We start from the raw sequence: 19782 nt of genomic DNA, 5'->3' as shown, positions 1-19782 counted from the left end.
CATTAGGGCTTTGAAAATAACAATTGGCCTCGTACATTGTGCGGGGCCTTTTTTATGGAAAATACAAATGCAGATCGCACCATTCCAATTAACAAACCTAAGCGCGGTCACCGACCTTTATGCACACTATGTGAAAACCACCGCCATCACGTTCGATCTTGAACCACCCACAATTGACCAAATGCGTGAAAAGCTGGAGCTGCTTCAAGATAGGAAATATCCCGTGCTTGTGGCGCTCAGTGCGCTAAACCAGGTGCTTGGCTTTGCCTATGCCAGCGCTTACCGGCCAAAACAGGCCTATAAACACACCAGCGAAGTCACGATATATGTGCAACCCAATGCCCATGGCCAAGGAATTGGTGGCGCGCTGATGCAAAATTTGCTGGCCACATTGGATGTAAATCCAGACTTTCACCTCGCCATTGCCATGATCGCCGACGATGCAAAGGCATCCATTGGCTTACACAAAAAGTTTGGGTTTAAAGATGTTGGCTATTTGGAAGAAGTCGGCCACAAATTCGGCAAATGGCACGGGGTCACGATTATGCAGCGCCGGGTTTAGCTTCACTCCATTTGTTGATAAGACTTTCTCAAGTTGAACAACAACACTGGACGTTTCATGAAAATCGCTATCGGATCCGATCACGCAGGCTATCAATACAAAGAAAAGATCAAAGCCTTTTTGACCTCACTGGGCCACCAAGTAGAAGATTTTGGCACGTTCAACGACGAATCATGTGATTATCCGGATTTCATATTCCCTGTAGCTAGAGCCGTTGCATCGGGCAGCAGCGATAAAGGCATTGTACTGGGCGGTTCTGGCAATGGCGAAGCGATTGCGGCGAACAAAATCACAGGTATTCGCTGCGCAGTGTGTTGGAACGCCCTATCGGCCGAAATGGCACGCCGTCACAATGACGCAAATGTTTTGTCGCTTGGGGAACGCATGATCGCTGAAGATGAACTAGATAGCATCATTCAAATCTGGCTTAACACCCCATTTGAGGGCGGTCGACACCAAAGACGCATCCAAAAGATCGAAGAAATTTAAGATTAGCGCACCGCCGCGATATCGCCATCCAAAACCGGTAACACCTGATGTAATTCATGCCCACGCTTGAGCACCTGCCCTGCATGCCCAACCACCCGATACATGCCCTGTTTTTTGCGTAATTTCGGGTCCTTTTCGATCCGAAAAATCGGCATTTCGCTGGCCCGTTTAAAAATCGAAAACACCGCACGATCATTGAGCATATCAATCGCATAATCTTTCCATTCGCCTTGGGCGACCTGGCGGCCATAAACATTGAGGATGGTGGAGAGCTCTTTACGGTCAAAAGCCACAGTTTCGGGAATGATTTTTGGTTTGCTTGAGCGAACATGATCACTTGAATGAACCAGTTTAAGTCGGACTGGCGATTTTGGTGAAGAACATTCTGTCAAAGTCAAACCTCCTTTTCCGACTAACATCTTGCCATGATTGCCCCAAAGATTGGTTAAGACAAGCTGCAAAAGGCCCCTAAATCGTCACATTTCGTCCAACTTGTTGCCAGAATGCATGGTTATATTCTTAGTCATAGCCTCCAGTACCCCGGCCCTTGGACTGTTTTAGCCCCCAATCGAAGAGCAGTTCCAAGGCGCCGGCCCCCCAAAAATCAGCGAGTACAAAACAAAACCCCCAATCTCCAAATTGGGGGTTCTTTTTATTCATATATATGAAGTTGATCGGGTGGGTTTAGCGCAACAGCGAGGCCGCGCCCAACATGCGTCCAGGTAAACCATTTTCTGTGCGCTCCTGCACCAGAACGGCCAAACCATCCACGCCCTCATCCATCATTTGGGGAATTGGAATGCGCAACTCCACGCCCTTATTTGGTGACCACATGCCCACCAATTGGCGTTTTTGCACAATTGACGAATAGGTGATCAATTGGCCACGGTTTTCACCACGTTCAATATTTACTTGTGCTTTTGATATGAACGGCACCAACCAAATCGTCGCGTCTTTGATGTCACTGCTCGCCATTGGAATGTCAATCGTCAGCATTTCGCCATCAGCTTTTAGGTTCACGCGCACGTCCAACCGCGCATTTGCAATCGCTTTTTTGATGTCAACCAACCGCGAGCCAACAACATCCACCGTGCCATTGATCAACATTTGCGGCGTATAGATGCGTTTTTCACCACGTTGGCGCGCGTAGCGACGTTGCAGGTCTGAATGTTCTTTTTTGCTGAACGTGTCTTCCCAGCCAATATAGTTCCAATAATCCACATGATAGGCGAGCGTGATCAGCGTTTTGTCTTTCGCCAATTCGCCCAATATCTCATCCGCTGGTGGGCAGGACGAGCATCCTTGCGAGGTGAACAATTCTAAAACAGCCACTGGCTGTGCTTTAAATTCCATCGCAACGGACGCCACACCACCAAAAAGGAGCAAAGTGGCCGCAAGCACATAATGTAAGATCATTTTTTTCATGGCTTTTGTCATAGGCGAAATGTGGCTCACCTGCCAGTCACACACGCTAACGAATTCGCGATCACAAAAAACGGGGCTGGCTTGAGCGAAATTGGTGGCGTTTGAGAACTGGCGCGCAGTGTACTTTTGTACGTGAGCACCACAAGCGCAAAACTTCATCAATTGCAGCCAAGCTCAGGCCCGTTTATCGCCAAATGTTAAGAGACGAGATTGCGCAAGACATAATGCAAAATCCCGCCATTGCGGTAATAATCCAATTCGTCTTCCGTATCGATCCGGCAAAGCGCTTCAAAAGTCTTCACAAAACCATCTGCTGACTTCACTGACACCGTCACGTCGCAACGTGGCGTGATATCGCCAATGCCCTCAATCGACACTTCTTCATCGCCTGTCAGGCCCAAAGAGGTCCAGCTTGCACCATCTTTGAACTGCAGTGGCAGAACGCCCATCCCCACAAGGTTTGACCGGTGAATGCGTTCAAAGCTCTCAACAATCACCGCGCGCACGCCGAGCAATATTGTGCCCTTTGCGGCCCAATCCCGCGAAGAACCCGTGCCATATTCCTTGCCACCAAACACCACCAATGGGGTGTTCGTTTCAGCATAAGCCATCGCCGCATCAAACATGGCGGCAACTTCGCCATCCGGGCCTTTTGTAAAGCCGCCTTCAATGCCTGGCACCATTTGATTCTTGATGCGAATATTGGCAAATGTGCCGCGCATCATAATGTCATGATTGCCCCGACGAGAACCATATGAGTTGAAGTCTTTCACCCCAACTTGACGGTCCAACAAATATTTACCCGCTGGTGTGTCTGATTTAAACGAACCAGCTGGCGAAATATGGTCCGTGGTGATGCTGTCACCAAATAGGCTCAATATCCGCGCTCTGTTCACGTCTTTGACCGGCGTGATGTCTTTACTCAAACCTTCAAAATAGGGCGGGTTCTGCACATAGGTTGAAGCTGAGTTCCAGCCATATGTTTCGCCCCCTTCAACTTTAATCGCTTGCCAGCCCGCATCGCCTTTAAACACATCAGCATAGCGGTTGATGAACATTTCACGGGTCACGCTCTCGCGCACAATCGTTGAAATCTCTTCGCCCGTTGGCCAAACATCTTTCAAGTAAACCGGGTTACCATCAGTGCCTGTGCCTAACGGCTCAGTTGTAATGTCGATGCTCATTTTACCCGCAAGCGCATAGGCCACAACCAAAGGTGGCGAGGCCAAATAGTTGGCTTTCACGTCTGGGTTCACCCGACCTTCAAAGTTCCGGTTGCCTGACAAAACAGAACTAGCCACTAAATCTTTGGCAGCGATCGCTTTGGAAATCTCCGTGGGCAAAGGACCCGAATTGCCGATGCAGGTGGTACAACCATAGCCCACAAGGTTAAAGCCCATCGCGTCCAAATCATCTTGCAAACCAGAAGCGGTTAAATATTCGGTTACAACTTGTGAGCCCGGTGCCAAAGAGGTTTTGACCCAAGGCTGAACCTTTAGCCCAAGCGCCCGCGCTTTACGCGCCACCAACCCGGCCGCCACCAAAACCGCCGGGTTTGAGGTGTTGGTACAAGACGTAATCGCCGCGATCACCACGTCGCCATGGGTGATCGAATAATCTGTGCCAGCAACTGGCGAAGCAGGCATATCGGTTTTCGCATACTCGCCGGCAAGCGCCTCAGCAAATTTTACCTTAGCCTCGTCCAAGTTTACCCGATCTTGTGGGCGTTTAGGGCCAGAAATCGCGGGCACAACCGCATCCAAATCAAGATAAAGACTATCTGTGTATTCAGCATCAGGTGAAGATGCATCACGGAACATACCTTGGGCTTTCGAATAGGCTTCAACCAACGCCACCCGATCCGCGTCACGGCCCGTCGTGTGCAAATAAGCTAATGTTTCATTGTCTACCGGGAAAAATCCACAGGTGGCCCCATATTCTGGGGCCATATTGGCAATCGTTGCCTGATCTTCCAATGTCAAATTATCAAGGCCCGGCCCAAAGAACTCAACAAATTTGCCCACAACGCCTTTCTCACGCAGCATTTCAACAACCCGCAACACCAAATCGGTTGCCGTGATGCCTTCGCGCATATTGCCTTCAAGTTTAAAGCCAACAACTTCTGGGATCAGCATTGAAATCGGTTGACCAAGCATCGCCGCTTCCGCTTCAATACCACCAACACCCCAGCCCAAAACGGCCAAACCATTGATCATGGTGGTGTGGCTGTCTGTCCCCACAAGCGTATCGGGATAAGCGATGGTCTCGCCGTCCTCTTGTTTGGTCCAAACTGTTTGCGCCAAATATTCAAGGTTCACTTGGTGACAAATGCCCGTTCCGGGCGGCACAACGCGGAAATTGTCAAACGCTTCTTGGCCCCAGCGCAAAAACTCATAACGTTCGCCGTTGCGCTCATATTCACGTGTCACATTTTGGGTAAAGGCTGTGCCTGTGCCAAAAAAATCGACCATCACAGAATGGTCAATCACCAAATCAACCGGCACCTGCGGGTTAATCTTTTGTGGGTCCGCGCCAAGCTTTGCGGTGGCATCGCGCATAGCGGCCAAATCAACAACCGCTGGAACGCCGGTAAAATCCTGCATCAACACACGCGCTGGACGATATGAAATTTCATGGGTGGACGATTTTGTTTTAAGCCAATCAGCGCAGGCCTGAATGTCCGCCTTGGTGACCGTGCGACCATCTTCAAAACGCAACAGGTTTTCCAAAACCACTTTCAATGAATTGGGCAGTTTTGAAATGCCTGAAAGGCCGTTTTTCTCAGCTTCAGGCAGAGAATAATATGTGTATATTTTGTCGCCAACGCTAAGTTTTTGCTTGGCATTAAAGCTATTCAATGAAGTATTGGTCACGTCAATCGCCTATCTATTCGAATTTCGAACTGGCCCTGACCAAAAGCGACTGATCGCATTTTGGTCAAAAACCATGAAACAAACATCACTGTCCCCATGGCAACGTCTAATTGAAATATAGTAAAACTAACCCTATCTTGCCAGTCTTTATCAATAACAAAAAAGGGAGGCCAAAGCCTCCCTCAAATATCGCATTTTCGCTTTGAGTTATGCCTAGAAATGCACAGACTTTGCGTCAATCGGTTTAACCTGTGGCGGTGAAAACTTGGTGAGGTCGATGCCAACCACTGCGTCTTTATATTCGTCCAAGCTTGGGGTGCGGCCAAGGATGGCTGAAAGCACCACAACTGGAGTAGAGGCGAGCAAGCTTTCGCCCTTTTTCTGAGTTGAATCTTCCACAACCCGGCCTTGGAACAGCCGCGTAGAGGTGGCCAAAACCGTATCACCTTTGGCCGCTTTTTCTTGGTTACCCATGCAAAGGTTGCAGCCTGGGCGCTCAAGATACATGATGTTCTCATATTCCGTGCGGGCATTGGCTTTTGGTTTGAGGTCATCAAACTCAAAGCCTGAATATTTTTGCAAGATTTCCCAATCGCCTTCAGCTTTAAGCTCATCGATGATGTTGTAGGTCGGCGCGGCCACCACAAGCGGCGCGTTAAACTCCACCTTGCCGTTTGCTTTTTCAAGATTACGCAACATTTGCGCAACGATTTTCATGTCGCCTTTGTGCACCATGCATGAGCCAACAAAGCCAAGATCAACCTTTTTGTCCGACCCATAATAGCTGATCGGGCGGATCGTATCGTGGGTGTAACGTTTGGAAATCTCGATATTGTTCACATCAGGGTCAGCAATCATTGGCTCGATGATCTGGTCCAAGTTGACAACCACTTCAGCGGAATATTTTGCATTGTCGTCAGGGCGCAGTGCAGGTTTTTCGCCAGATTTGATCTCAGCGATCCGTTTATCGGCAATGGCAATCAGGTTGTGAAGCACCTTGCCTTCATTTTCCATGCCCTTATCGATCATCACTTGGATGCGGTGTTTAGCAATCTCAAGCGACTCAATCAGCGTATCATCTTGCGAGATACAGATTGAGGCCTTCGCCTTCATCTCAGCGGTCCAATCGGTAAAGGTGAAGGCTTGGTCAGCCAACAATGTCCCGATATGCACTTCAATGATCCGACCTTGGAAAACGTTCTCGCCAAATTGCTCCAGCATTTGCAATTGGGTAGCATGCACCACATCACGGAAATCCATGTGATCCGCCATTTTGCCTTTAAACGTCACCTTCACAGATTCAGGAATAGGCATTGTCGCTTCGCCGGTGGCAAGCGCCAGCGCCACGGTGCCACTATCCGCACCAAAGGCCACGCCTTTAGACATACGGGTGTGTGAATCGCCGCCAATAATAATCGCCCAATCATCCACGGTAATATCGTTTAGCACTTTATGGATCACGTCCGTCATGGCGTGATAGCTGCCTTTGGGATCGCGGGCGGTAATCAAGCCAAACTTATTCATAAAGCTCATCAGCTTTGGAATGTTGTTTTGCGCTTTAATGTCCCAAACAGAGGCTGTGTGACAACCAGACTGGTAAGCCCCGTCAACAATTGGCGAAATCACAGTTGCCGCCATCGCCTCGAGCTCTTGTGAAGTCATCAAGCCGGTTGTGTCTTGCGAACCAACAATATTCACCTCAACCCGCACGTCAGAACCTGCGTGCAATGGGGTTTTGCTCTTCACACCCACGGCGTTTTTGTTGAAGATTTTCTCAACTGCTGTCAGACCTTGGCCTTCATGCGAAATTTCTTTGGCTGGTGCGAAAACAAGTGGTGCTTCGATGCCCAACGCGTTTGCGGCAAACGTTTGCAGCTTTTTGCCAAACACAATGGCATATGAACCAGCCGCTTTGATAAATTCAACCTTTTGTGCGGTCAAAGCAGATGAAATATCGGCATGCTCTGTCTCGCCATTTTCATCCAGCAATTTTTTCTTTTTCGTGTTGATGGTCAACACGGTGCCGGTTTCAACCGAATATTTTTCTTCGAGTACCGCATCACCATTATTGTTGATGATCGGCTTGCCGTCTGGGCCTGATTTTTTCACCCAGTTTTTCAAATCAATGCCAATACCGCCGGTAACCCCAACAGTAGTCAAAAAGATTGGCGATACGCCGTTGGTGCCCGCAACGATTGGCGCAAAGTTTACAAATGGAACGTAAGGGCTGGCTTGTTTGCCCGTCCAAAGCGCTGCGTTGTTGATGCCCGACATCCGTGACGAGCCAACGCCCATGGTGCCTTTTTCAGCGATCAACATCACACGTTTATCAGGGTGCTGAAGTTTCAGCGCGTCAATTTCGGCCTGCGCTTTTTCTGAAATGAAGCATTTGCCGTGCAATTCACGATCTGAACGTGAGTGTGCTTGATTGCCCGGTGACAGCAAATCTGTAGAAATATCGCCTTCCCCGGCGATGTAGGTCACCACTTTGATTTCTTCTTCAACGCCAGCAAGCTTCGTGAAAAATTCAGCTTGCGCATAACTCTCAAGAATGTCTTTGGCAATCGCATTGCCAGCATCATATGCGGCTTTAAGGCGATCTGTGTCCGCATCATAAAGGAACACTTGGGTTTTCAACACCTCAGCTGCTTGTTCAGCGATTGAAGCATCATCACCCAGCGCCAAATCCAACAGCACTTCAATTGAAGGGCCGCCCTTCATGTGGCTCAAAAGCTCAAATGCAAATGTTGGCGTGATTTCTTCAACCTTCGACTGGCCAAGAATAATTTCTTTTAGAAACTTGGCTTTAACGCCCGCCGCGCTCGTGGTGCCCGGCAATGTGTTATAAATGAAGAAATTGAGACTTTCTTTGCGGTGCGCATTGCCTGTCTCTTTGATCTGTTCAACGATCTCAGCAACCAGCGCGCCATCATCAATAGGTTTGGGGTGCAATCCGTCAGCTTTTCGAGTTTCGATCTCGTTTAAATAATCCGTATATAAGCCCATGGTTTGCGACCTTTCATTCCTATTGTTGCTTTCAATGTCGCCGCACAATAATCTGCGCGAAGCCAGCAAAAGCGTCCTGCGCGCATCAATATTTTAACCACCACCGACTTGCAAGAAATTTTGAATGTTCTTTAGTCGCACCTCTTGGGGTTTTGAGATGGGTTTGGCAGTTTTGGCAGCGCCATTTGGGTCAGAATTAAACAACGCAACTAGCTTCATCAGACCAGCTTATAGATACACTCACATCAATTTCGCTGCTCTTGCACATATTTGCTTGGGTTTGATCCCGTCACAATGCATAAAAATTCATGGACCACAGCCCTGCTTTCCAATATCACTCCACTATGGATCAAATGGCTAAAATGGTTGAAAAAACGTCGATTAAAGTGCGTGAACTAAGGTGTTCGCGCGGCGGATTTGTCATTTTTGAGGGTGTTTCTTTTGATGCCTTGCCCGGCGAAGTGATTCTGTTGCGCGGCCCAAATGGGGCGGGAAAGTCCACATGTCTGCTGGCGCTGCATGGCGCATTACCTCCAAGCGGGGGGCTGATCGAAATAGAAAATGGCGATGAGGAGCGTTCAAGCCGCGAACTTATCCATGTGATCGGCCATGTACCAGGCGTTAAAACCACACTAACGGTGCGCGAAAACTTGCAATTTTGGGCCGATCTGTATGGCAGCGATGCTGATATTGACTTGGCAATCGACGCTGCCGGGCTGCACCCCATCGCTGATAGCGACGCATCCATTCTCTCTGCCGGGCAAACAAGACGCCTGGCTTTGGCGCGCCTATTGGCCGCAGATCGCCCAATTTGGATTTTAGACGAACCAACTTCTGCGCTCGATAAACAAGGCGAAGCGTGGGTGGGTACCTTAATCGCTCAACATGCAGCAAAAGGCGGCATCATCATCGCCGCTACGCACCTGGATATCCCCAACGTCCCAACTGAAAAGATCAAAACCGTGATGATCAACGGAGCATCCGCATGAAGGCATTCTGGGCGGTCGTAAAACGTGACATCAAGCTCGCCACCCGGATTGGCGGCGACGCGATGACGGTATTGCTGTTCTATGTGATGGTTGGCGCAATCATGCCCTTTGCCATTGGTCCAGATAAAGTGCTGCTATCCAAGCTTGGACCCGCCATCATTTGGATATCTGCCCTATTGTCTTTGTTGTTGGCGCTTGATCGCCTATTCCGCACCGACCATGAAGACGGGTCTATGCTTGCCATGCGCCAGGCCCATATCCCGCTTGAAATGATTGTTGTCGCCAAATTGCTCGCCCATTGGCTCACCAATGCAGTGCCGTTGATTGTGGCAACACCTTTGTTGGCCATATTGCTCAATCTTGATGCAGATCAAACCCTCAAACTCATTTTCACCTTAATTGTCGGCACACCAGCATTGGTATGTTTTGGAGCAATCGGGGCTGCTGTGACCGTGACAATTAAGCGCGGCGGATTAATTGCGCCGATCCTTATTCTGCCACTATCTATCCCCACGCTGATTTTTGGGGTGAGCGCATTATCAACCGGTGCCATTGAAACGGCCTCAAGTTCTGCACTTTTGTTTTTGGCTGGATTTACATTGTTGGCCTTGGTGTTCACGCCGTTTGCAGCAGCGCTTGCTATAAAAATGGGAGCCGAATAGAAAAAGATATGTCGAAAAACGCATCTATTGATCCCACCCCGCAAGACCCAACCCCTCAAGACTTGGGCTTCTTCTCGCGGCTTGCCCATCCCGGCCACTTTCTAGTTTGGTCAAAATATTGGTTGATGCCACTCACCATCATCAGTTTAGCGCTGCTGCTGTTTGGTACGTATTTGGCCTTTTTCAACTCACCAGCCGATTACCAGCAGGGCGAAACAGTGCGCATTATGTATGTGCACGTCCCGAACGCCTGGCTCTCTCAGTTCGCCTACGCGGTGATGGTGTTGGCCTCCGTCGGATCACTGGTGTGGCGGCACCCATTGGCCGACGTTTCCGCCAAAGCGGCGGCCCCTTTGGGCGCGACTTTCACCGCCGTCGCCCTTGCCACCGGCTCACTTTGGGGCGCACCAACTTGGGGTACGTTCTGGGAATGGGATGGCCGCATGACCTCAACCCTGGTGATGCTGTTTATCTATTTGGGCATCATCGCCTTGTGGCGCACTTTTGAAGATCAAGCCCGCGCGGGCCGCATCATCGCAGTGATCACACTGGTTGGCGCGATCAATATTCCAATTATCAAGTTTTCGGTTGAGTGGTGGAACACATTGCACCAACCCGCCAGCGTGTTTAGACCCGACGGGCCAACCATGCCCATGTCGATCCTGTTGCCCTTGTTTGTAATGTTCTTTGGCTTTTCATTTTTGTTCTTGCTGTTGCATTTCATTTCCATGCGCGCCGAGATTTTGCGCCGCCGGGTGCGCGCCCTTGAGCGCCGAAACGCCCAACGGCTACGGGAGCAACATATATGATCGATATCTCTCAGCATTTCGAATATATCGCAGGTGCGTACATCGTCACTTGTGTGCTTGTTGGCGCACTGGTGATTTTGGTCAATCGCGACTACCACACCCAAGAAAAACGGTTAGCTGAACTCGAAGCCAAAGGCGTCCGTCGCCGTTCAGAAGAGAAAAAATCATGAAACGAATTTGGATTTATCTCATACCGCTGATCATCACCGGTGGTTTGTTTGCGCTTTTCGCCAGCCAAATCAGTAAAGATTCGACTTTGCTGCCCTCTGCGCTTTTGAACAAACCTGCACCCCAATTTGAATTGGAACCTATTGAGGGCCATGACCAGCCAGGCTTTTCCACCGCGGACTTGATCGGTCAAATCACGGTGGTCAACGTTTTTGCCAGTTGGTGTGTACCTTGCCGCCAAGAACATGAATTCATTTTGGAAATGTCAAAACGAGACGATCTGAAGGTCTACGGCATCAACTATAATGACCAACCAGAAAATGCGCGCGCTTTCTTGGCCGAATTGGGCAACCCCTATGACAGGATCGGCTCAGATCGCAACCGTCGTGTTAGCCTAGATTGGGGCGTTTACGGCATTCCAGAAACCTATCTGGTCAATCAAGACGGCTTGATTGTTTACAAACATACCGGCCCGATCAGCGCACAAAGCTTTGAAAATAGTGTGATCCCAGCAATTGAAAAAGCGGTGGCAGCCTTCCCAAGCACTTAACAGGACGGCTGTAATTGTAAAAGACAAAATACCCGTTGCCTCAGCTGCCGTCGGCCACCCTCGTCCTTACTCGGATCAAGTCCGGGGCGGCCAATTTTCACTCCGCATCAGGTGCGTATTTTGTCAATATCGGCACCACAAGCACAAACGAAAAAATCAACGTCAGGGGCATCAGACCCCACACTTTAAACGCAACCCAAAAATCGGTTGAAAAATTGCGCCACACGATTTCGTTGATCAGGGCCAAAATGAAGAAAAAGATACACCAACGCCAGGTCAGTATCCGCCAACCTTCTGGCTTGAGTTTATAAACATCGCCGAACACATGCTTGAGCAAAGAATGGCCAAACAACAGCCCACCAAGCAACACAGAGCCAAACAGCAAATTGACGATGGTAGGCTTAAGCTTGATGAATGTGTCATCCTGCAAATAAATCGTTAGGCCGCCAAATATCAGCACAACGACGCCGGTTACCAGCGGCATCACCGCGATGCGTTTGAGCAGGAACCAGCTGAGCAACAGCGACACCACCATCGCCCCCATGAACCAACCCGTGGCCACAAAAATGCCCGCACGTGCATTGAGGACAAAAAACAACACCAGTGGCCCCAACTCCAGCGCCAGTTTAACCAATTGCGGCTTCACCTCGTCCCAGTTCACATCATCTGGCTGTTGTTTGCTCTCACTCATCGTACCTATAACCCTCTTGCGATCTTCATCATTTTTTTAAAATTCAACACAATATTCTGGCGCAAGCGCCATGCCATCTATGATACAGCACTTGCGCCGGCGATTGCTTCGGCAAAATCTTGAGCCTCAAAAGGCGCTAAGTCGCCAATAGTTTCGCCAACACCAATGAAATGGACTGGCAGTGCAAACCTCTTGGCAATCGCCACCAGAATACCGCCACGGGCCGTACCATCCAATTTTGTCATCACCAACCCGGTAACACCCGCCCTTTTGCCAAATATTTCAACCTGACTAAGCGCGTTTTGTCCGGTGGTGGCATCCAGCGTCAACAAGGTTGAATGCGGCGCGCTTGGGTCAACTTTCTTGATCACGCGGATGATTTTTTCCAACTCGGCCATCAATTCATCGCGGTTTTGCAACCGCCCCGCCGTATCAATAATCAACACATCCGCGCCCTGCGCTTTGGCCTCAGTCACCGCATCAAACGCTAGCCCCGAAGCATCAGCGCCTGTTGGTCGGGTGATCACCTCAACCCCGGATCGTTGACCCCACACCTGCAATTGTTCAACTGCTGCGGCACGGAACGTATCGCCCGCGGCAAGCACTACCTTTTTGCCTTCTGCGGTCAGTTTGGCCGTCAGTTTGCCAATGGTCGTCGTTTTGCCCGAACCATTTACCCCAACCATCAAAATTACATGCAGGCCATTTTGAACATTAAGCACCAGCGGTTGCGCCACTGGCGCTAACACTTTGGCCACTTCATCGCGCAAAACAGAGCGAATTTCATCAACCGAAATTTCTTTGTCGAACCTGTCCTTCGACAGCTTTTGGGTGATCTCAATGGCTGTTTCAAGCCCCAAATCCGCTTGGATCAACACATCCTCAAGTTGCTCGAGCGTTTCAGCATCAAGCTTTTTCTTGGTGAAGATCGCCCCAATATTATCGGTCAGCTGGTCTGAGGACTTTTTCAATCCCGACGACAGACGGTGCAACCAACCCTTTTTAGGCTCAGGTTCAAGAGTGGCGGGTGCCACTATTGGCTCAGCGGCAACAGGGTCTTCAACACTTGTATCAGCTGGCGTTTCTGCTTCCCGCTGGTCTTTAGCAGGCGCTGTATCTGCAACCTGAGGCAGCACATCTTCAACAGGCGCTTCTTTTTTGCCAAACAAGCGGCCAAACAAGCCCGGTTTTTTTTCTGTCATAATGCCTCTATGGAACCATAGGTATTTTAAATTGTGATTTTCAGTCGAAAATTATGCGGCGTGAGAACCCGAACAATGCATTTTCAACATATGTGAGTACCCCAAGCGCAGCAACGCGTCATTTGTAGACCAAAATGCAATTTATGCCACTTGCTGAATTGGTTCGCCAATAAGCCCATGCTTGCCGATGCCGGTCACTGTTGCTGGCAAAATCTGACCCGGCTCGGTGTTGCCAATCATAATCGGGGCAAATTGCTCAGTCCGGCCAATGCCATCGCGCTCAATCAACACGGAATGAACCTCACCAACTTGCCGCGCCAAGAACGCTTCATGCTGTTTTTCGCCCGCTACCCGCAATTTCTTTGCCCGCGCTTTGGCAATCTGTTTGTCCACTTGCGGCATTTTCGCCGCAGGGGTGCCAGGCCGAATGGAATAGGGGAACACATGCAAATAAGTAAGGTCGCACTCTTCAATAATCTTCATGGAGTTTAAAAACATCTCATCCGTTTCCGTCGGGAACCCAGCGATAATGTCCGCCCCAAAAACCATATCAGGCCGAATGCTGCGCGCTTCATTGACGAAGCCAATCGTATCTTCGCGCAAATGGCGGCGTTTCATGCGCTTCAAAATCATATTGTCGCCAGACTGCAACGACAGGTGCAAATGCGGCATTAAACGCTGTTCAGACCGAAGCGCCTCCATTAAAGCTTCATCCGCTTCAATACTATCGATCGAAGAAATTCGTAAACGTTTAAGCTGCGGCACATGGGTTAAAATCTGCTGGGTCAATTTACCCAAAGTTGGCTTGCCCGGCAAATCTGGCCCGTAAGAAGTAATGTCCACCCCGGTCAGCACCACTTCACCAACCCCATTGTCTGCCAGCTTTTTGATCTGATCAACCACAACGCCCATCGGCACAGAGCGCGAAGGTCCACGGCCATAAGGGATAATGCAGAAGGTGCAACGGTGATCGCAGCCATTTTGCACCTGCACAAAAGCCCGCGCCCGACCGTCCATGCCTTCAATCAGATGACCTGCGGTTTCCTTAACGCTCATAATGTCATCAACGAGAATTTTTGAATTGCCGCCTATCCCGAACTTGAGACCTTGATAGGTCTCAGCCTTCATCTTCTCACCATTGCCCATCACCAAATCAACTTCGCCCATCGCCGCAAAACTCTCAGCATCGGTTTGTGCTGCACATCCGGTGACGATGATTTTGGCGTTCGGGTTTTCACGTCGCGCTTTGCGAATACCTTGACGGGTTTGGCGCACAGCTTCTTGGGTCACCGCACATGAATTGACAATGATCACATCATCCAAACCCGCTTGTTTGGCCTGATCTTTCATTACTTCAGATTCAAATGTGTTGAGCCGACAGCCAAATGTTAGCGTTTGCACACTCATGCAGCATCTTCCTCGAATAAATCAGCGGGCAACGCGCCCTCAAATTCGGTCTCGTAAGGCCCAGTCATCATGATGTGCTTGTCGCTTTCGCGCCATTCGATTTGCAAAATGCCGCCAGGCAATTCCACATCAATTTTGCCTGCCGCATAGCCTTTGCGCACAGCAGCAACTCCCACCGCACAAGCCGCCGTGCCACAAGCTTTGGTCAGGCCCGCTCCGCGTTCCCACACTTTAACTTTAATATGGGTGGGCGAAATAACCTGTGCCAACGAGATATTTGCTCGTTCTGGAAACACCGGATGATTTTCAAGCAACGGCCCCGCCTTGCTCAAATCATGCGCATCCAAATCTTTAACCCAAAAAATCGCATGCGGATTGCCCACATTCACCACAGATGGTGTGTGTAAAACCGGTGCATCAATCGGGCCAATTTGCAACTCAATGCCTGTGGTGTCTTCAAACGCTTCAGCCAGCGGGATCAACTGCCATTGCAAGCGCGGCACGCCCATATCAACGGTAACGCTGTCGCCGCTCAATACTGACTTTAAAAGACCAGCATTGGTTTGAATGGTAATATCGGGCCGACCCAGTTCTTGAGCCATCAGATAACCCACGCAGCGGGTGGCGTTGCCACAAGCATCCACTTCGCCGCCTTCAGCATTATAGATACGCATAAAAATGTCCGCATCTTCGTTTTGTGGCGGTTCCATGATGATCAACTGGTCACAGCCCACGCCAACTTCGCGATCCGCAATCCAGCGCACCTTATCCTCAGTGAATGTAAGCGCACGCTTTCGTGCGTCAATGACCACAAAATCATTGCCCAAACCATTCATTTTCAAATAAGAAACCGCGTCGCTGCTCATCTTAGTGCCTATATTATTGCCAGCTTTCGCCCTATATGGCGCAGATTAGGGCCAATTACTACCCATATCACATCAAGAGTAATTGACTCAAAGCCCCCATTCCTCTAATGCACGTCCCAATAAGTTTAATTGGTCGAGTAAGTCTTAAGCCACTACCTTGTGCGGTCTAACCGATACAGGGGGTCAACATCCACCAGCGCGTTGCGCCCGTGGGTGTCAAAAGCTTATGGATTTTTGGGCTTCCATTTGGGCAGTTTAATGACCATTTAGAAAAACAGCACGATCAGCTGGATTTTAATTTGATGACGGGACGATAAATGTTTCAAAGCCTCTCCGACCGCTTAAGCGGCATTTTTGATGGAATTACAGGCCGCGGCGCTCTTTCTAAAGACGACGTGAACAAAGCCCTGCGCGAAGTTCGCCGGGCCCTGATTGAAGCAGATGTGTCCCTTGAAGTTGTCCGTGGTTTTGTCGAACAGGTTCGGGACCGCGCCATTGGCGCAGAAGTCACCAAATCGATCACCCCAGGCCAACAAGTCGTCAAAATTGTAAATGACGAACTGGTTGCGGTTTTGGGCACCGATTCTGTCCCGCTCGATTTTAAATCGACCCCACCGGTTGCGATTATGATGGTTGGGTTGCAAGGTGCGGGTAAAACCACCGCGACAGGCAAAATCGCCAAGCGCCTTAAAGAAAAGCAAAACAAAAAGGTTTTGCTCGCTTCGCTGGATACAAGACGTCCAGCGGCGATGGAACAGCTCAAAATCCTTGGCGACCAGATCGGCGTCGACACGCTTGAAATTATCGCAGGTCAATCCCCACTCGAAATTGCTAAGCGCGCGCAAAAAACCGCAAAACTTGGCGGCTATGATGTGCTGTTCCTTGATACGGCGGGCCGCACCCATATCGATGAAGAGCTGATGGCGGAAACGGCGGAAATTAAAGCCGCCACAAACCCTCACGAGATTTTGCTGGTTGCCGATGCGCTCACCGGCCAAGATGCTGTCAACCTGGCCCGCTCGTTTGATGAGCGCGTGGCCATCACCGGCATCATGCTGACCCGTATTGATGGCGATGGCCGTGGCGGTGCCGCGCTGTCCATGCGCGCGGTCACCGGTAAGCCGATCAAATTTTTGGGGACAGGTGAAAAGCTTGAAGATTTAGAAGATTTCCACCCAAGCCGCGTCGCTGACCGGATTTTGGGTATGGGCGACATTGTTTCGCTCGTCGAAAAAGCCGCAGAAACCGTCAATGCTGAAGACGCGGCGAAAATGGCCCAGAAAATGAAGAAGGGGGTTTTCGATCTTGATGATTTGAAAAACCAACTGCTTCAAATGAAAAAAATGGGCGGCATGGGCTCCCTCATGGGCATGATGCCGGGCATGGGCAAAATGAAAAAGCAGCTTGCTGGAGCCAATGTGGATGAAAAGGTTTTTGATCGTCAGGTCGCCATCATCCAGTCCATGACCAAAAAAGAGCGCGCCACACCCAATCTGTTGAACGCCTCGCGTCGCAAGCGTGTGGCTGCGGGTTCTGGCACCTCTGTGCAAGAAATCAATAAGCTGATCAAAATGCATCGCCAAATGGCCGACATGATGAAAAAAATGTCCAAAGGCAAAGGCGGCATCGCAGGCGCTTTAGGCGGCATGTTTGGCGGCGGTGGCTCAATGCCCAATATCGATCCATCACAAATGGATCCGCAAATGCTGGCCGAAATGGAAAAGCAAATGGGCGGGCAAATGCCTGACCTTGGCGGCCTTACAGCCCCATCGACCACAAAAGCTCTGCCCACCAACGTCAATGATTTGCTTAAAGGCAGCGCTCCGCGCTTCCCCGGCCTTCCCGGTTTGGGTCCTAAATTGGGCGGCAAAAAGTAGCTCCCCCTATCAAGTAACAAGAGAAATTACCGCTCAAACGGGCGGTTCAAAACCCATCTAAGGAGAATATAAAATGGCAATTAAAATTCGTTTGGCCCGTGGCGGCTCTAAAAAGCGTCCTTACTACCACATCGTAATTGCGGACGTGCGCGCCCCGCGCGATGGTCGCTTTATTGAGCGTGTTGGTGCGTATAACCCAATGTTGTCAAAAGACGACGAAGGTCGCATCAAGTTGGACCAAGAGCGCATTCAACACTGGCTTTCTGTTGGCGCACAGCCAACTGACCGCGTGCACCGTTTCTTGGACGCAGCTGGCTTGCTAAAACGTAGCGAGAAAAACAATCCAAACAAAGGCCTTCCAGGCAAAAAAGCTCAAGAGCGTTTGGACGAAAAACGTCAAGCTGAAGAAGATGCAGCAGCGGCTGCAGCCGAAGCCGCTGCACAAGCAGCAGCACCAGCAGAAGATGCACCAGTAGAAGAAGCAGCGGCAGAGTAATTCTCTCACCGCTTCGCAAAGGAATACGTCATGGACAGCACTGAAAAGAAATTCAAAAATCGGGTTCTTATGGGCCAGATTGGTGCTGCCCATGGCATCCAAGGCCAAGTGCGAATTAAATCGCACACCGACGACCCGCTGGCGTTGAAAAAATACTCGCCGTTCAGCACAAATCGCCCGGGCCTAGAAATCACGATCAACAAAGCACGGTTAAACAAAACCGTTATCGTTGCTTCAATTAGCGGCGTTGCTGACCGCACAACGGCTGAAACGCTCAATGGCGTCAAACTCTATGTCAATCGCGATCAATTGCCTGAAACAACAAACGAAGACGAGTTTTACCAAGCCGATTTGATCGGGCTTGAGGTGAAGCTGGAAAACGGCGACAAATATGGCACTGTCACCGCCATCCAAAACCATGGCGCAGGCGATGTGCTCGAAATTCGCCCGATCCTTGGCCCATCAGAACTCTATATGTTCACCAAGCGCATTATCCCGGAGATCAATGTGGCAGAAGGTTTTGTGACCTTCATACCCCCCACCGAGATTGAAGTGGATGAGGAAGAAGCGTTCGAAGCAGAATAGGCAAGCCCATGTTTCGCGCGGACGTCATTACCCTGTTTCCAGAACTGTTTCCCGGCCCCCTTGGCGCATCCATTATTGGCCGCGCGATGGACAATGGTCTTTGGTCCCTCAAAGCCACCCAATTGCGCGACTATGCGACAGACAAACACAAAAAGGTCGACGACACCCCAGCAGGCGGTGGCCCCGGCCTTGTGCTCAAACCCGATATTTTGGCGCTTGCCATCGACGATGTTTCACCAACCGACGACCCGCGCCCACGGCTGTTGATGAGCCCGCGCGGCAAACCACTTACTCAAGACTATGCGCGCACCTTGTCTAAAGGCCCCGGCGCCGTGATCATCTGCGGTCGTTTTGAAGGCATCGACCAACGCGTCATCGACCAGCGCAACCTCATTGAGGTCTCTGTGGGTGATTATGTACTTTGCGGCGGCGAGGTTGCGGCCATGGTGCTGCTTGAAGCCACCACGCGGCTACTGCCCGGCGTAATGGGGTCTGACGAAAGCGAGATGGACGAGAGCTTTGAAAATGGCCTGCTCGAATATCCCCAATATACCCGCCCCGCCGAGTTCGAAGGCACCTCAATCCCCGGCGTAGTGACCGGCGGCGACCACAAAAAACTTGGGCGTTGGCGGCAACAGCAATCTGAAAAACTCACCCGCGACCGCCGCCCCGACCTGTGGGATGCGTTTAAGCGCAAAAAATAGCTGACCCCGGCTCAAGGCCGGGGAAGCCATGAGTGTCTTGAGGCGTGCAGTGCCAACAACTTTTGACTTACCCGCGACCCGCTGGCCATCCCGGACCTGATCCGGGACCTACCCTTTTTTTCGCGCCGCCGTTGGTCGCTGCGCTCGGCATCTTTTAGCGCTCACGCCGCGCAGGCTGGCCCGGCACCCCCGAGCATTTTACGCGCCGCCGTCGCGCCTTTGGCGCTTCCCCGGCACCCCCGAGCATTTTACGCGCCGCCGTCGCGCCTTTGGCGCTTCCCCGGCACCCCCGAGCATTTTACGCGCCGCCGTCGCGCCTTTAGCGCTTCCCCGGCACCCCCGAGCATTTTACGCGCCGCCGTCGCGCCTTTAGCGCTTCCCCGGCACCCCCGCCGATTGGAGGTCCCTCGCATGCGCTACC

The 19782-nt window shown here is 50.7% G+C and carries 19 protein-coding genes; 11 read left to right on the top strand and 8 right to left on the bottom strand.

Annotated features, from left to right (window positions below):
- Positions 1-67 precede the first annotated feature (67 nt).
- Together ACJAZW_RS08555 and rpiB are read left to right on the top strand one after the other, a co-directional pair.
- Positions 68-562 carry a GNAT family N-acetyltransferase gene (locus tag ACJAZW_RS08555; protein ID WP_415157060.1) on the top strand — a complete coding sequence of 165 codons (495 nt, stop codon included), beginning with the start codon at positions 68-70 and terminating at the stop codon, positions 560-562.
- A gap of 57 nt (positions 563-619) precedes the next feature.
- Positions 620-1051 (top strand): ribose 5-phosphate isomerase B, encoded by a 432-nt coding sequence (gene rpiB / locus ACJAZW_RS08550; RefSeq protein ID WP_415157058.1) that lies wholly within the window; start codon positions 620-622, stop codon positions 1049-1051.
- A 2-nt stretch (positions 1052-1053) separates the two neighbouring features.
- Here the strand turns inward: rpiB and ACJAZW_RS08545 are convergent, their stop codons facing one another.
- The 4 genes from ACJAZW_RS08545 to ACJAZW_RS08530 all read right to left on the bottom strand — a co-directional run bounded on the left by ACJAZW_RS08545 (position 1054) and on the right by ACJAZW_RS08530 (position 8355).
- Positions 1054-1401 carry a DUF2794 domain-containing protein gene (locus ACJAZW_RS08545; RefSeq protein WP_415157094.1) on the bottom strand — a complete coding sequence of 116 codons (348 nt, stop codon included), beginning with the start codon at positions 1399-1401 and terminating at the stop codon, positions 1054-1056.
- Positions 1402-1735: 334 nt separating this feature from the next.
- Entirely contained in the window at positions 1736-2476 is a 741-nt protein-coding gene (locus ACJAZW_RS08540; protein WP_415157056.1) for a DUF1223 domain-containing protein, read from the bottom strand.
- A 197-nt stretch (positions 2477-2673) separates the two neighbouring features.
- On the bottom strand, positions 2674-5349 hold the full coding sequence (gene acnA / locus ACJAZW_RS08535) for an aconitate hydratase AcnA (protein WP_415157054.1): 2676 nt from the start codon (positions 5347-5349) through the stop codon (positions 2674-2676).
- A 213-nt stretch (positions 5350-5562) separates the two neighbouring features.
- Entirely contained in the window at positions 5563-8355 is a 2793-nt protein-coding gene (locus ACJAZW_RS08530; RefSeq protein WP_415157052.1) for a bifunctional aconitate hydratase 2/2-methylisocitrate dehydratase, read from the bottom strand.
- 353 nt (positions 8356-8708) lie between these two features.
- Between ACJAZW_RS08530 and ccmA the strand changes: the two genes are divergently transcribed.
- The 5 genes from ccmA to ACJAZW_RS08505 are packed head-to-tail and all read left to right on the top strand — an operon-like array spanning position 8709 to position 11533.
- The gene (gene ccmA, locus ACJAZW_RS08525; protein ID WP_415157050.1) at positions 8709-9344 is read left to right on the top strand and encodes a heme ABC exporter ATP-binding protein CcmA; all 636 of its coding nucleotides are present in this window, start codon (positions 8709-8711) and stop codon (positions 9342-9344) included.
- Positions 9341-10006 carry a heme exporter protein CcmB gene (gene ccmB / locus ACJAZW_RS08520; protein ID WP_415157048.1) on the top strand — a complete coding sequence of 222 codons (666 nt, stop codon included), beginning with the start codon at positions 9341-9343 and terminating at the stop codon, positions 10004-10006. The genes ccmA and ccmB overlap by 4 nt, the downstream gene beginning before the upstream one ends.
- Before the next feature lie 8 nt (positions 10007-10014).
- Positions 10015-10815, top strand: a complete 801-nt coding sequence (locus ACJAZW_RS08515; RefSeq protein ID WP_415157046.1) for a heme ABC transporter permease — start codon at positions 10015-10017, stop codon at positions 10813-10815.
- Positions 10812-10985, top strand: a complete 174-nt coding sequence (ccmD, locus tag ACJAZW_RS08510; RefSeq protein ID WP_415157044.1) for a heme exporter protein CcmD — start codon at positions 10812-10814, stop codon at positions 10983-10985. Before ACJAZW_RS08515 ends, ccmD begins: the two co-directional genes overlap by 4 nt.
- Positions 10982-11533 carry a DsbE family thiol:disulfide interchange protein gene (locus ACJAZW_RS08505; protein WP_415157042.1) on the top strand — a complete coding sequence of 184 codons (552 nt, stop codon included), beginning with the start codon at positions 10982-10984 and terminating at the stop codon, positions 11531-11533. Before ccmD ends, ACJAZW_RS08505 begins: the two co-directional genes overlap by 4 nt.
- A 97-nt stretch (positions 11534-11630) precedes the next feature.
- Here the strand turns inward: ACJAZW_RS08505 and ACJAZW_RS08500 are convergent, their stop codons facing one another.
- The 4 genes from ACJAZW_RS08500 to dapF all read right to left on the bottom strand — a co-directional run bounded on the left by ACJAZW_RS08500 (position 11631) and on the right by dapF (position 15699).
- A complete protein-coding gene (locus tag ACJAZW_RS08500; protein WP_415157040.1) occupies positions 11631-12224 on the bottom strand; it encodes a septation protein A in 594 nt (197 codons plus the stop codon).
- 77 nt (positions 12225-12301) lie between these two features.
- Complete coding sequence (gene ftsY, locus ACJAZW_RS08495) at positions 12302-13426, bottom strand: signal recognition particle-docking protein FtsY (RefSeq protein ID WP_415157038.1); 1125 nt, start codon at positions 13424-13426, stop codon at positions 12302-12304.
- Positions 13427-13567: 141 nt separating this feature from the next.
- Entirely contained in the window at positions 13568-14833 is a 1266-nt protein-coding gene (gene mtaB, locus ACJAZW_RS08490; RefSeq protein ID WP_415157036.1) for a tRNA (N(6)-L-threonylcarbamoyladenosine(37)-C(2))-methylthiotransferase MtaB, read from the bottom strand.
- Complete coding sequence (gene dapF / locus ACJAZW_RS08485) at positions 14830-15699, bottom strand: diaminopimelate epimerase (RefSeq protein WP_415157034.1); 870 nt, start codon at positions 15697-15699, stop codon at positions 14830-14832. Before dapF ends, mtaB begins: the two co-directional genes overlap by 4 nt.
- A 317-nt stretch (positions 15700-16016) precedes the next feature.
- On the opposite strand from dapF, the gene ffh reads away from it, so the two are divergent.
- The 4 genes from ffh to trmD all read left to right on the top strand — a co-directional run bounded on the left by ffh (position 16017) and on the right by trmD (position 19361).
- On the top strand, positions 16017-17576 hold the full coding sequence (gene ffh / locus ACJAZW_RS08480; protein WP_415157032.1) for a signal recognition particle protein: 1560 nt from the start codon (positions 16017-16019) through the stop codon (positions 17574-17576).
- A gap of 73 nt (positions 17577-17649) precedes the next feature.
- Positions 17650-18072, top strand: a complete 423-nt coding sequence (gene rpsP, locus ACJAZW_RS08475; protein ID WP_415157030.1) for a 30S ribosomal protein S16 — start codon at positions 17650-17652, stop codon at positions 18070-18072.
- Positions 18073-18102: 30 nt separating this feature from the next.
- Positions 18103-18657, top strand: coding sequence for a ribosome maturation factor RimM (gene rimM, locus ACJAZW_RS08470; RefSeq protein WP_415157028.1), 555 nt, complete (start codon positions 18103-18105; stop codon positions 18655-18657).
- 8 nt (positions 18658-18665) lie between these two features.
- Positions 18666-19361 (top strand): tRNA (guanosine(37)-N1)-methyltransferase TrmD, encoded by a 696-nt coding sequence (gene trmD, locus ACJAZW_RS08465; RefSeq protein ID WP_415157026.1) that lies wholly within the window; start codon positions 18666-18668, stop codon positions 19359-19361.
- Positions 19362-19782: the final 421 nt, after the last annotated feature.

The organism is Maritalea sp. (assembly GCF_047634455.1).
Classification (GTDB): domain Bacteria; phylum Pseudomonadota; class Alphaproteobacteria; order Rhizobiales; family Devosiaceae; genus Maritalea.
Note: the sequence above shows the minus strand (reverse complement) of the source record. Positions and strands in the feature narration are given on the sequence as shown.

Excerpts from the sequence above, each read along its gene's own strand:
- rimM (WP_415157028.1), top strand. The coding sequence starts at position 18,103 with ATGGACAGCACTGAAAAGAAATTCAAAAATCGGGTTCTTATGGGCCAG.
- ACJAZW_RS08555 (WP_415157060.1), top strand. The coding sequence starts at position 68 with ATGCAGATCGCACCATTCCAATTAACAAACCTAAGCGCGGTCACCGAC.
- ACJAZW_RS08505 (WP_415157042.1), top strand. The coding sequence starts at position 10,982 with ATGAAACGAATTTGGATTTATCTCATACCGCTGATCATCACCGGTGGT.
- dapF (WP_415157034.1), bottom strand. The coding sequence starts at position 15,699 with ATGAGCAGCGACGCGGTTTCTTATTTGAAAATGAATGGTTTGGGCAAT.
- ACJAZW_RS08540 (WP_415157056.1), bottom strand. The coding sequence starts at position 2,476 with ATGAAAAAAATGATCTTACATTATGTGCTTGCGGCCACTTTGCTCCTT.
- ACJAZW_RS08500 (WP_415157040.1), bottom strand. The coding sequence starts at position 12,224 with ATGAGTGAGAGCAAACAACAGCCAGATGATGTGAACTGGGACGAGGTG.
- ACJAZW_RS08515 (WP_415157046.1), top strand. The coding sequence starts at position 10,015 with ATGTCGAAAAACGCATCTATTGATCCCACCCCGCAAGACCCAACCCCT.
- ffh (WP_415157032.1), top strand. The coding sequence starts at position 16,017 with ATGTTTCAAAGCCTCTCCGACCGCTTAAGCGGCATTTTTGATGGAATT.
- ftsY (WP_415157038.1), bottom strand. The coding sequence starts at position 13,426 with ATGACAGAAAAAAAACCGGGCTTGTTTGGCCGCTTGTTTGGCAAAAAA.
- ccmD (WP_415157044.1), top strand. The coding sequence starts at position 10,812 with ATGATCGATATCTCTCAGCATTTCGAATATATCGCAGGTGCGTACATC.
- ACJAZW_RS08530 (WP_415157052.1), bottom strand. The coding sequence starts at position 8,355 with ATGGGCTTATATACGGATTATTTAAACGAGATCGAAACTCGAAAAGCT.
- ccmA (WP_415157050.1), top strand. The coding sequence starts at position 8,709 with ATGGCTAAAATGGTTGAAAAAACGTCGATTAAAGTGCGTGAACTAAGG.
- rpiB (WP_415157058.1), top strand. The coding sequence starts at position 620 with ATGAAAATCGCTATCGGATCCGATCACGCAGGCTATCAATACAAAGAA.
- ccmB (WP_415157048.1), top strand. The coding sequence starts at position 9,341 with ATGAAGGCATTCTGGGCGGTCGTAAAACGTGACATCAAGCTCGCCACC.
- rpsP (WP_415157030.1), top strand. The coding sequence starts at position 17,650 with ATGGCAATTAAAATTCGTTTGGCCCGTGGCGGCTCTAAAAAGCGTCCT.
- trmD (WP_415157026.1), top strand. The coding sequence starts at position 18,666 with ATGTTTCGCGCGGACGTCATTACCCTGTTTCCAGAACTGTTTCCCGGC.
- mtaB (WP_415157036.1), bottom strand. The coding sequence starts at position 14,833 with ATGAGTGTGCAAACGCTAACATTTGGCTGTCGGCTCAACACATTTGAA.